The sequence below is a fragment of the Spirochaetota bacterium genome (assembly GCA_035477215.1).
Lineage (GTDB): Bacteria > Spirochaetota > UBA4802 > UBA4802 > UBA5368 > MVZN01.
Genome location: DATIKU010000055.1, coordinates 45,377 through 57,406, shown reverse-complemented (window position 1 = coordinate 57,406; position 12,030 = coordinate 45,377). Strand labels below are relative to the sequence as shown.

Below are 12,030 nucleotides of genomic sequence, written 5' to 3'. Positions count from 1 at the left end.
CATCTGCGGGGAGCTCGCCTCCTGGGTCATACACTTTTTCGTTATCCAGAACAATCCCCGGTCGTTCGAGGAGCTCGAGCGCGACAGGGTGTTCTATCTCGCCATGGACGCAACCAACGAGGACGCGCTTCTGAAGGCCGGCATCATGTATGCGCGCGGCATCGTTCCCGCGGTCGTCGACTTCGCCGGCATCGCACTCATGGACCGCCATCCGGGGCTCTTGATGGAGGAATACCGAACCGCCGCTTGCCGCGAAAACCCTCGTCAAGAGCAACCTGCGAAGGGATTACTGCGTCATCATCGGGTCGATCGGGAAGACGGGCGGAGAGATGATCTTCAATCCGATGCCCCAGGAGAAGATCGACGAAACCGGTATCCTGGTGATGCCGGGGAAGAAAGACGACCTTGAGCGCATGGATAGCGAGTTGTAATTATTTGGTTGAGCTTTTAAAAACCCTGGAAATTTCCTTTATCAGCACGTCGAGTTTGAAGGGCTTGGGAAGGTACAGGTCGACGACGTTCCGGTATGCCTTCAGGTCCTTTATCATCCAGCCCGACAACAGCACCGTCACCGCGTTTTCGTCGAGTTCCTTCACTCTGGTTAGAAGCTCTATCCCCGTCATACCCTTCGTGCCGTAATCGCTGATGACAAGGTTCGCCTTGCCCTTCTTGAACTCGGCGAGGGCCTCGTCTCCGCTTTCGAAAACATATACACGGTTACCCATCAAGTCGAAGAGTTCGAACAGTATCTCCCTGAGCGCCTTCTCGTCTTCGACGATGATAATGTCCCTGTCGCGCACACGGTATTCGGTGGGATCCGATTCCTTCCGGCCCTTTCTGGCCACGATGGAAGCGGGGAGGACCGCCCTGATAGAATACGAGGTCGCCGATTCTTCCTCTATGATTTTAATGTTGAGACGTTCCACCACACGCCGTATATCGATGGCGGAGAAAATGATGGTGTCGAGCGATTCGCCGGCCGCATCCGACGCCTGCTCGGATTCAGGCCCCTCTTTTTTAACCATCACTGTGAGAGCCGGAACGTCCTCGTCCTTTAACATCACGTTGATGGTGCCGCTGCGACGCAGGAATGAGGCGGCCTTGAAGATCATCGAGATGAGGATCTCCCGGAGCAACCTCGTGTCGGTTTTAACGTTGACCAGGCAGAAATAGCGGCGCTCCACCTTGATATGCCGCCTCTTTTCCTTTATTTCGACCTTAAAATGAATGCTCGCGAACTCTATGGCATCCTCGATCACATCGATCAGGTCCTCCGACTCGCTTTCGCGCAGTGTATCGCCCTCGCCTATAAAATCCTGAATGCGCCTGACCTGCCGCACGCCCTGGCCCGCCGTTTTCTCAATCACCCTGAGTCCCTCTAATACGGTGTCCTTCTCGGTCACCTGCAGAAGCAGTTGGGTGCGGCTGAGGATGATATTGATGATGTTGTTGAAGGAGTGGAGCAGCCCCTTGGTGAGGTCCCCGATGATCTGCACCCTGTTCATAAGACTCATTCTGGACTCGAGCGACTTAATCCTGGTGATGTCCTCGAGGATGGCCTCGACGGCGAAAATCTCCCTGTTGATGACGAGCGGATAGATGATTGCGTTGGCCCACTTCTCTTCCCTGGATTTGGAGAGTATCCTGATCTCGCCCAGCCTCCTGAAACCGGCACGGCCGTCGAAGACGTCCGATACGGCCTTCCTGAGCCTCTCGAAATCATACAGTGACACCGAGCGAAAGAGCAGGTTTCTGTTGTTCTGCAAATCCGCGAGCGCATGACCGAAGAAGCTCTCCACGGAGGCGCTCCCGCTGACGATCGACCCCTCGCGGTCGAACCGGACGATCGGGAACGGCGCGAAGTCGAATATGCCCGAATTGGCCAGGGGCTCTTCGTCGGACGCCATCATGGCCGTATTTCTGCCGAACGAGATGATGCGATCGTCGGATACGGGCTTCAGAAAGGCCAGGATGGAAACGACCGCCTCGTCGTGGAACATCGGATAAAGAAAAATCTCCACCGCAAGCCGCCTGCCGTCGGGAGTTTTCATCACCGCAAAACACCTGCGGTCAGCGCCCTTGAGGGCTTTTGTATAGGCAAGCGCGACGCTCTTACGGTATTCGGGAGAAAAGGGGTGGGAAAGGTCGATGCTCATCGAGCCGCCTGCGCTCTCAAAAAAGTTCGAGAACCGGCCGTTGGCATAGATAATATCGCCACGGAGCCCGATCACGCAAACCGGGTGGCTCAACGAATCGAAGACGGCGAAGGATGTATCGGCGGAAAGAACCGCCCCTGCATCCTTCCCTGCGATTGTATTACGGTCGTTCATCAGCCATTTGTCGGGGTTCGACAGCTTATTTCGGCCCCGCGTGCAATTAAAGTGATATACCGACGGGAGCGGTCCACAATGTAAACCATTAATTTACTTTTTTTCACCATCCGGCGCAGGAGGATCACTTCGGGAGCAGGTGTCGCCGGCCTGTACATCAACCCCGTAGAAAGAGCCGCATGTCCCCGGGCCTCCCATCTCGGTCAGCCAAAAAACAAGGCCCCGCGGAGCGATTCTGCGGGGCCTTGGGATAACCCATGTTTTCTCCCGGGATCAGAACAACGTGCGATAGTTGAAAAACGTCTTTTCGCCCTTTGTTATTTTAATCCTGTTCTCCACCGGGGGGCTGACCTGATTGCCCGCCGAGTCGCGAAACTTGACGTTCACCGCGTACTCTCCCGGCGCAAGGAATATCCTCGCAAGCTGAAGGTTGGCAGGCAGTGTGTGCCAGCAGCGCAGGTCGGGCTTGATCTGCGAAACGAGCCCCGCTCCCACCCCGGCTCCGACCAGTGTGCCGATGAGGCCTGCGTAGCCGCCCATTTGTTTTGATTGCTCCGCGATCTTTTTGGCCGCAATCCCGGCGGCGACCGCCGTCGCGGCCTTCACCGCGATCCCGGCGGCAACCTTCATGTACAGCCGGTTGTAATCGTCCTCCAGGTTCTTTACTGCGGTCGTCTCGATGTCCTCAAGCAGTACTGTTCTGGCCATATCGGCTCCGTTGATGTTGATCATGACATGATCCACCCGGTTCGAGCGTTTCTGGAATTTCGGGATGGGATTTTCGGCGATCCGAAGCGCCACAAGAACGCCACCGATGGTCACCCCCTCTTTTAGCGGTATCCCGTTGAGCGACGCCCTGATTCCCGACTCCATCGTCTTATCGGACAGAAGCGGCCCACGCGAGAGCTTGATCGCCCCCTGCCCCGCCTGGAAAATCATTACGAGCTCGCCGGCGTTTGCCGGGATTTCGTCGCGCCGGCCGAACATTCCCACCCACTTGTTGTAATCCTCGGTGTCATTAAGCTTCTTCGCGAGTCGCTGAAGGTCACGATACACCATCGCCAGGCGCGGGTCCAACTCGTATATCTGTTTGTACTCGATGTACGCGAATTCGCGGTCGTTGAAGTCGTTGTCCTTGTCGGCGCTTATCTCGAAGGCTATCGCGGTCAGGTACTTGGCCATAAGGTTCTGCTTGTAGGCTTTTCCGCCCGATACGTTGATGTCGCGCAGGAGGTCGTTCACCTTCTTGAATTCAACCCTGGCCGAGTCCGTGTCCTTGAGCATCAGGAAGTTGATGCCAAGGTACAGGTGTATCAGCACGCGCTCGAAATCCTCGCCGCGGTAGTTGGTGACGGTCTCGTTCAGAAAGAGCGAGGCGGCCTCCTTGCTCACGCTGAGGGCGATGCGATCGGCGAGCCCGGCGGCCTCGAGAAGCACCTTGTTGCTGTTCTGGAAATCGCCCGCGGCGTGGAGCATCAACCCCGCCTCCATCATGAACAGAAGCTGGTCCTTCCCCGACTTGTTGACGGCGGGAAGAAGCTTACGCGCCGCCTCCTCGTACTGGCCGTGATAGAACATCTTCTCCGAATCCTTCATCACCTGGACATAGTTTCCGGCACATCCGAAGGAAAACAGGAGGAGGGTGGCTGTCGCGACCGCTCGAATCCTGATATTCATGTCTACCGTCCCTTAGCCGAGATTAAAAGGAAATCTTGGTCTTCGCACTCGCCTTGAGAAACTCCTGGCGGTCCTGCCATTCCACGACGTTGGTCCTTAAATCGATGAGCTGCATGGTGACGACCACATACTGGAGCGACTTCCCGCCGACCGTGCGCACATTGTCGCGGATGTCGCCGGCAAGGTAGAAGTTCGGCGACTTTAGCATCCCTACCGGGATGGCAGCGTCGGGATCGATCATCCCTGTCATGCCCCTCTCCATCTCGGCCATGGCGTCGGCGGTGAGCGACTGGTCGATAAACCGTATGCGCCTCTTGATGAGGTTTGTGGAGATTTCATCGGTTATCATCTTGGTGTCGATGTGCTCGGATGTCTTGTTGCGGAAATTCCGGACTTCGATGAAGGCCGGTTTCTTATATTCATCTTTTAAAAACGCATACATGGAGGTCACCATGGTATTTACGGTTGCCTTGATCTCCCGGGGACCCCACTCGCGCGAACCCTTGTCCTCTTTGGCATCCCTGTACTGCGTCCCTCCCCCGCATGAAATCAGCGTGAATACAAGCACAACGCAAAGAATTGCATATTGTTTCATAACAGCACGCTCCTTGTAATTATTTTCTTCATAATTGTTCAACCCTGAAAACACCCGTCATCCCCGACGCGGAAAAACCTCTGAGTTCCCGGTGCATTCGGCACGCCGCCATTACCCGCACCACAGGCCTGCCGCTGCTTGCGGCTCCGACATAGCCCCGTAATTCCCCGTGTATCAACCGTCAACCGGTCGCTTTCGCGGCTAAACACCGCGCCCGATAATCCCCTCGATCTATACCGAAATACACGGGCTGTAAAGTATAATTTTGAAAATTTATATCCGATTTAGCGCAATCCCGTTGGCGCGCCTTGCGTCCACGTCCTCGGCCTCCACCACGGTGATGAAACTCGCGCGCCCCGGGCTGTAGGCGTACGGCACAACGCCGCCTGGAGCGAGCGCGCCTCCTCGCTGGAAATCTCGCGCATGTTCACCCGGCCGTCGACGGCATTCCGGCCGACACGTTCCCGCCGGCGACCAGCTCATGGATCGCGCGGAGCAGGACTTCCATGTAAACGGCCATGGACGGCGCGAAAAGGAGCGGATGGAAGTCCACCTTCCCCACACGGCGCCTCGATGTCCCGTACCCGTCGAAACCTTCGATATCGAACAAATAATCATCGTAAAAAAGCCGTTCCAGGCACTCCAGCGGTACGGCGTAGATGCCCGTCACTTCTCCGTCCATAAAGCGATACGCGGACAGGGGCCTGTTGTCGAGAAGGAGATAGACGCGCTGAAACTCGCGGTGAAAGAACGTCGGCGCACGCTCCTCGTACCGGTAATATCCCAGATCGGTGAGCTCTTCACCTGCGGGGGATATTCCTATCTCCTCCGAAGATTCCTTCTGTATTTTACCCTTGTTGTGCCCGAAAAGCACATGCCCTCCAACAGTGATATCCAGGCAGTCGGGATACTGGTCCTTGTGTTTCGAGCGCTGCTGAAACAGCACCTCGGGAGTACCGGTCGCGGTGCGCACGATCCACAGATGCACGCCCTCGTGAGGCACTCCATCGCGGTGTGCGCGTGCGCGCATCACCACCCTTCCGGTCGGATTCGCCGACATCCAGTCCCATTCCTCAAGCGCCTCATCCCCCCGTACGAAACCCTCTATGCTCACTTATTACCGCCCCCCGAATTATTTCGACCACCGCGCTCCACTGACCCTGACGGCTTCCGCTCCGGACCAAGGCCTTATCGCACCGCAACATTCCGCCGCCCCGGCTCACGCTTGCGATCATCCTGCCGGCATCCGGGCGAGGCCGCAATGAAAAAACTGTGCTGTACAAATGGGCGCTATTTTCCGAAAATAATACCATGATGTGGCCGGCGGACAAATTCGGCGGGTGGAAGCCCGCGGCGGGTGATCTCCTGAAATGCATGTGACCGACACACAACGCGGCTTTCCCCTGGGCGTTCTTTTCGTAATGCTTTTGCTGCTCGCGGCGCTTTCCATAGCGGCGTCAGCCGGTTATTTTTATTATACCTGTACCGGCGCCATCCGCGATACCGTGGACGCCACGCGGAAGCACTCGACCGAACTCATCGAGGCGCTGGGAAGCGTGGCCGAGCTCAGCTACGCAGGAAAAAGCTATGGCAGCCTCAGGCTGCTTCTGCGAGAAAAGATAAAGGGGAACAACGGGATGGTGGCGTTCTTCACGCTTGCCGACGGCTCGATCAAGGCCCATTCCAGCCCCGAGGACGAGAAAGCCGTTGCCGGGAATATCGCCGGGGACGAGTTCGCCTACAACCGCGACCAGATATTCCTTCCCCTGGCGGGGAAGGCGAATGAGGTCCATTTTCTCGAATACAATATCATCGCGCGTTCGGTCCCGTTCGACCGCCGACAGCGCGAGTTCATTAAAAGGTTTTTCTATCCCGCCATCGGCAGCACCGGCTGGCTGGCGACCCGCGCCGTCTATCACCGCGGCAAGCCCGTGGGCACCATTAACTTCATCATATCGAAAGACAGGGTATATTCGGTTATTACAAACACCGCCGCCGGCGCACGGAAGCTCCTCACGCTGCTGCTTCTGGGATCACTTTTGGCATCGCTGATCGTTTCGTTGATGGTGTTTCTGCGCGCGCAGCGCGTGCCCGCCATGGCCTTCGCGGGCGCCGACTCCGGCCCCCGCGAAGGGGCGTTTCGCGGCGGCAGAGTACCGGCACGGCCCGCGGCATCAGGGGTGGCGCCCGGGGATGCTACCGCACATGCGACCGGCGGCGCAATCCGGGACGCCATTCCCATAATCAAGTGAGAGGTACCCATGCTTCTGATCGACTACGCCGAACTGAACTCGGGAGAAACGACCGTCGTAACGCCGAGGGGACCGCTCACTTCGGCTACGGCACCCGCCCTCGAGAACGCGATTGAGGGCCTCGTTCGCGACGCGGCGCCGTTCATCATTCTCGACGCGTCCGGTTTGGAATACGCGAGCTCCGCGGGCATCGGGATGATCCTCCATGTTCATCGCTCGATCGCCTCCCGGAACGGGTCGCTTGTCGTCTGCAATCTCCCCGGCGAGATGCTTTCCCTTTTCAGGCTTATCGGGTTCGACAGGGCGATCGATGTCGCGGACACGGTCGAGGAGGCGAAAAACGTCATCGCCGATCGCAGGGCTGGAAAAGGGTCCGGTGCGGTCCCACCCCCCGAACGACAGCCCGGACCGGACCAGCCGGAAAAACGGGATCGCGCCGAAGCGCCTGCCATACCGGATGACTCTCCGGAGCCTTCCGTAAGGGCCGTTGACGGTTTCGACAAGGCGCTTGTGGTCGAATGCGCCGAATGCGGCGGGCTCGTCCGCGTCAGAAGAAGCGGAACCTACCAGTGTCCGCACTGCCGCGTGGAATTCTCCGTCGAAAAGGACCAGACGGTCATCTTTTAATTTTACGGGCTGATAAAATAAGATTATTGACTTTACCGCGCGTCCGGTTATCTTATTACAGAAAAAGCGGTCGCTCCGCGTGACCAGGAAAACACGGCCACAGGCCGTGCCGGTCAAGCGGAGAATCATTTGCCAAGCACCGTACGGGGAGCGGAACCATGAAAGTTGTCCACGTCCTTAAAAAGATCGAACTCATCGACGGCGATATAAAAGAACTTCGCAAGATGGAAAAATCGCTCCAGCGCAACAAGTCGTTCACCACTCCCATCTATCTCTCCATCGAAAAGCAGATCAACATCCTTCTTGGCGAACGGATCAAAATGCTCGAACTGAAGATCGATAACCCGCCGGAATACATGGTTGAGGAGATCGAGGGTAAAAAACCCGAAGCGGTGGAAGAGGAGCCTGCCAGGCCCGCGGCCGGGAAGAGAAAGGCGGCCGTCGCGAAGCCCCGTCAGAAGCCGGCGAAGAGAAGGGACTGGCCGGACGACATCGACCCCGACGATGTCCCGCTCATGACGCAGGACCTCATCGACCGGAAAATTGACAGCATCCAGAAGGTGTCGGACGACGTACCGATCAGGGAACTTCTGCGCCCGGATGACGATGACGACGAAAAACCGTCCGACGAATCGATAAAGCTCCTCGATATCGCGCTTGAGAAAGGCACGCTCGCCAGGGGCGATGCCGACAAGGAAAAGCGCAAGGTGAAATTCTTCAAGGACAACTTTCCGGGCGGGGAATACTGATCTCTACGTTTTCTATTTTTTACCTTCCATCAGCAATTCGATCCTGTATTTCTCGAGCAGATACGGAGTGCTGCCCCAGGCGGCTTCCTCCGGCGTAAGGTCGGCAAAGACGACATCGCGCAGCAGTGTGTTCGTCCCGAAGCCCTTAACCTTGATTTCATTTACCTTTTCCCTCGCGCTGTACAGCTCCCTCGACGTCATGAAACCGGATGATACGTTGTCGGGGAACTGGATGTCGTAAAATGTCTCTTCGCCCATGTGGCGCGCGACGTTCGCGGTAAGCGCATGCGAATTTTTATACCCGGTGAGAAACAGCTGTTCCACGTCCCGGGTGTCGTCCGAAAGAGTGAGTTTTCCCACCCTGTCCACTTTCAGGAGAAAGAAGCGCGTAGGTCCGACTGCGGGTGTTTGTGCGCCATCGAGCGAGAGCCGCTTTTCCAAATTGCGGCAGAAATCGAACATCGCAGAGAGCGCGGCGTCGCGAATCGAGCGGCTTTTAATGAAGGTGAAAAAGTCGCCCGATTCGTTGATTACGTGAATCACCACGTGGTCTTCCTTCTCTTCGTAGACCACGCTAATGCCCGAGGAACTGAAAAGCTGATAAACGGCGTCCAAAGCGACCAGGGGGCCATCATCCCCGTAAAAGCGGTAACGGACGGCGCGAGATGCCTTCAGCGTGAGCGCCGTCAGAAGTTTCACCAGTCCCGGATAGATGAACCCCGTCACTTTATTCCCCTCGCGGGAGATCAGCACGAACCTGTCCTTTATCCGGGCCACGAAGCGCATGTCCATTCCCTCGGCCCCCTCTATGATAAACGAGTAGGCCTCCTTGAACATTGCACTGATCCGCTTATAGAGCTTTTTAAATGGTTCGGGCGAGTGTACCACACAATACGCATCGAAATGCCTTTTCTGGTGGATCCCGTCGCGAACGATCAGACCCAGTATGCGCGCTATATCTTCTTCCGATGAATACTCCTTGATATATGACTCGCCCCAGCTCGTGTAGTAGAGGTGGTGGACGGTCTGTATGGCTTCGGCGTTCTCCCTGTTAAAATTGAGGATGACGGCGTTCACGAGGCCGAACGCGGGTTCCAGAAAATAATGGTTCCTGATCCGTATGCCGTCGCCGGCGAAGAGCGCGGTGACCTGGTTGAGGAGCTCGGTAACGGCCGTCGGATTGACCCTCGTGTAGCCCGACTGGATGTTGATCCGGGAAAAAACCGGGTCGTACACGCCGTTGACCGCCATCCACATGAGCAGGCGAAGCAGGCTTTTCTCGACCCTGAGGGTCGTTGAAAGAAAGGTGTCCTTTTCGCTTTTATTTCTTTTATACAGCCTCCACTCAGCCTCGTGGATGCTCTGGCTCACCGGCTCGATATACAGGATGGCCTCCGATGGCGTGTCCTTGAAGGTGATGAAGTTGTCGATCTTGTCGTGCTCGCGTGCGAAATGGGTTTTAATTTTCCTGCTCAGCAGCATGAAATCGGTTTCGGAAATCTTCTTTTCGAGCTTGAGCGACGGCAGCTGTGTGGCGATCTTCTGATAGCTTAACAGCATAAAGCGCTTCACCGCGTCCCAGAAGGCCATCACCATGTTGAAGTCCCATTCCTCGAAATTGTCGAGGTCGCGGATGATGTTGATGTCCCAGCCCCAGGCCCTCACATACTGCGACATCACCGCCACCTTGTAAGGAATGTTCTTCTTGTCCTTGATGCCGACGTATTTCGATATCTGCGGATCGACCTTCAGGTAGAGGTTGCGCCTGAGAATGTCGACGAGCTCCTTGTCGTCGAGCGTCGAACTGTAATACTCGAAGACCTCGTTGAACATGAGGAGGTACGAATCGACCACCGAGTTGTCCAGGTTTTCGCGGAGGATATTTACCTTTATCTTCTGGCTCAGGAGCGGCGAGTCCCCCGTGCCGAAGATATATTTTTCGAGCACCCCGATCTTGATAATAGATTTAAAAGGATTGCCGAGTGATTTGATGATCTGAAAGAGCGCGGCCCCCAGAAAATCCTCCCTCGATATCTCGTAAAGGTTGCCAAGGTCCACAAACTCTTCCTTCATGTTATCCGGCAGGCGCCAGTACAGCTTGTCGTACTCGTCGTCCCTGGCGAACTTCGGGACCACCCACCAGAAGGGTATTTTCCCGGCCACCAGTATCGAGCTTCTGAAAAATTCGTCCTTGAGAACGGCCCCCACCGTGGTACCGAAGGCCTCTTCATCGTCCTCGGCGAAGATGTTCTGCTTGACGCCCTCTATATCGTTGATGAAAAGGTGCACCGGAAGCTCTATTTCCTTCGAGACCCACCGCTGGATGGCCTCCACCTTCTTTTTGAAGAGGGCGAACTGCTCATCGGTCACCGAGCTTCTGTTAACGCATACCCAGTAGTCGAAATCTGATTTCTTGTTATAGGCGACCGTACCGACGCTCCCCATGATGGCCAGCATCTCAACGAACGGGTTTCGCCTCGTTATATCGGTCTTCACCGTTGGGAAACGCCCCTTGATATACCGCCTGGTCTCGTCGTCGATCACATAGCGCCATACGCCGCCCGGAACGTCGCCCTCGACATAGCCAGGCAGGCGCTTGTCATTCGTGCCGAGAAGGAATGGAATGGAGTTGATTACCCGCTTGATATTGGGGTTCGGTATCAGCTGCTGAAATCGCTGGAACTTGATATCATTGTAGCGCTGGAACCTGGTTTTATTAGTATCGATTGTCTGAAGAAAATCCATGGCATCCACTGTCCGGTTATACCGCCGCTGGCGCGGCCTCGAGCGCAAGCATCTCGCGCGACAGGTCAAACAACGGACCGGCCACGACGCTTTTCGAGACCCTGTAGCTTTTAAGGGCGAAATCCGCTTTGTGGAGCAGCGGGTATATCCGTTTTATTTTAATAATCGGGTTTCTGCGCGCCAGTTCAAGGAACGCTTTCCCCGCACGCGGCGGCACGGACGCCTTTTGAAGCGCCTCATCCTCGCCATCGCCGGCGCGCACCGCGAGATGATATCGCTCGATGGAATCGGCCTGCCGCGCCATCTGGTTCAAGATTAGAAGCTCCGGGCAGTTGTTTTCAATTAAATTTTTCAGCAGCCCGGGTGAAGACCTGTCGCCGCGATACAGCGCGTCCACAAACTCGAAGAGCGAATAGTCCTTTTCCCCACCGATGAGCGAGCGCACGGTCTCCTCGGTTACCCTGGCGACCCCCGCATTTCTGAGCTTTTCAAGCGCGCCGTCAACCGCGCGCACGTCCCTTCCGAGGAGATCGACGAGCGCACGCGCCGGGCGGGCGTCGATGGATATCCCCTCCGGCTCGAGAGCGCGCACGATATAGGCGACGAGGTCGTTTTCGAAAGGCGGCCAGAAGTGGTACACCTTCATTCCGGGTATGGCGCTCGCCCCTATTCGCCCGGGGGGGCTGTTGGCCCGGGTCGTCATCACCAGCACCGTGGAATCCGAAAGCGAACCGAAGACCTCGGCCAGAAGCGCGGTGTTTGCCGCGCCCGCCGGAATTGCATCAATGTTCAGCAGCACGCATATCCGCGCGTCGGAGAACATGGACCTGTTAAGCGTAAAATCGGCCGCCTGCATGAGTTCGCCCATCTCGCAGTGGAAGCGCCCCAGCGAATGCTCCGCCCCGGGGCCACTCAGAACGAGAGCGGCGATGCGCCGCACGGCCTTGTCCTTTTCGCCCTCGTCCTCGCCGAGAAAGAGGTACGCGCGCGCAACGCGTTTTTTGTCAAGTTCCGCGTAGAGCTCCCGGGCGATCGGAAACCGCTTTTTATCCATA

The 12,030-nt window shown here is 56.6% G+C and carries 10 protein-coding genes; 4 read left to right on the top strand and 6 right to left on the bottom strand.

The features are described 5' to 3' along the window. Nucleotides 1–409: NAD-binding protein (locus tag VLM75_14070; protein ID HSV98043.1), on the top strand; the 409-nt coding region annotated here is incomplete at its 5' end. Between the two features lie 22 nt (nucleotides 410–431). Here VLM75_14070 and VLM75_14065 read toward each other — a convergent pair. From VLM75_14065 to VLM75_14050, 4 genes are all read right to left on the bottom strand, one after another. Next, nucleotides 432–2,330, bottom strand: coding sequence for a response regulator (locus tag VLM75_14065; GenBank protein ID HSV98042.1), 1,899 nt, complete (start codon nucleotides 2,328–2,330; stop codon nucleotides 432–434). 273 nt (nucleotides 2,331–2,603) lie between these two features. Beyond that, on the bottom strand, nucleotides 2,604–4,007 hold the full coding sequence (locus VLM75_14060) for a hypothetical protein (GenBank protein HSV98041.1): 1,404 nt from the start codon (nucleotides 4,005–4,007) through the stop codon (nucleotides 2,604–2,606). A gap of 22 nt (nucleotides 4,008–4,029) precedes the next feature. Continuing rightward, nucleotides 4,030–4,602: a hypothetical protein gene (locus VLM75_14055; protein HSV98040.1), complete on the bottom strand. Its 573-nt coding sequence runs from the start codon at nucleotides 4,600–4,602 to the stop codon at nucleotides 4,030–4,032. A 427-nt stretch (nucleotides 4,603–5,029) separates the two neighbouring features. Next, entirely contained in the window at nucleotides 5,030–5,716 is a 687-nt protein-coding gene (locus VLM75_14050) for a hypothetical protein (GenBank protein ID HSV98039.1), read from the bottom strand. Between the two features lie 256 nt (nucleotides 5,717–5,972). Between VLM75_14050 and VLM75_14045 the strand changes: the two genes are divergently transcribed. From VLM75_14045 to VLM75_14035, 3 genes are all read left to right on the top strand, one after another. Next, entirely contained in the window at nucleotides 5,973–6,854 is an 882-nt protein-coding gene (locus VLM75_14045; GenBank protein HSV98038.1) for a hypothetical protein, read from the top strand. Between the two features lie 9 nt (nucleotides 6,855–6,863). After that, a complete protein-coding gene (locus tag VLM75_14040) occupies nucleotides 6,864–7,481 on the top strand; it encodes an STAS domain-containing protein (GenBank protein HSV98037.1) in 618 nt (205 codons plus the stop codon). A gap of 158 nt (nucleotides 7,482–7,639) precedes the next feature. Beyond that, nucleotides 7,640–8,230: a hypothetical protein gene (locus VLM75_14035; GenBank protein HSV98036.1), complete on the top strand. Its 591-nt coding sequence runs from the start codon at nucleotides 7,640–7,642 to the stop codon at nucleotides 8,228–8,230. A 12-nt stretch (nucleotides 8,231–8,242) separates the two neighbouring features. On the opposite strand, the gene VLM75_14030 is transcribed toward VLM75_14035, so the two are convergent. Next, nucleotides 8,243–10,975 (bottom strand): class I adenylate cyclase, encoded by a 2,733-nt coding sequence (locus VLM75_14030; protein ID HSV98035.1) that lies wholly within the window; start codon nucleotides 10,973–10,975, stop codon nucleotides 8,243–8,245. Nucleotides 10,976–10,991: 16 nt separating this feature from the next. Next, complete coding sequence (gene holA / locus VLM75_14025) at nucleotides 10,992–12,029, bottom strand: DNA polymerase III subunit delta (protein HSV98034.1); 1,038 nt, start codon at nucleotides 12,027–12,029, stop codon at nucleotides 10,992–10,994. Nucleotide 12,030 lies beyond the last annotated feature (1 nt).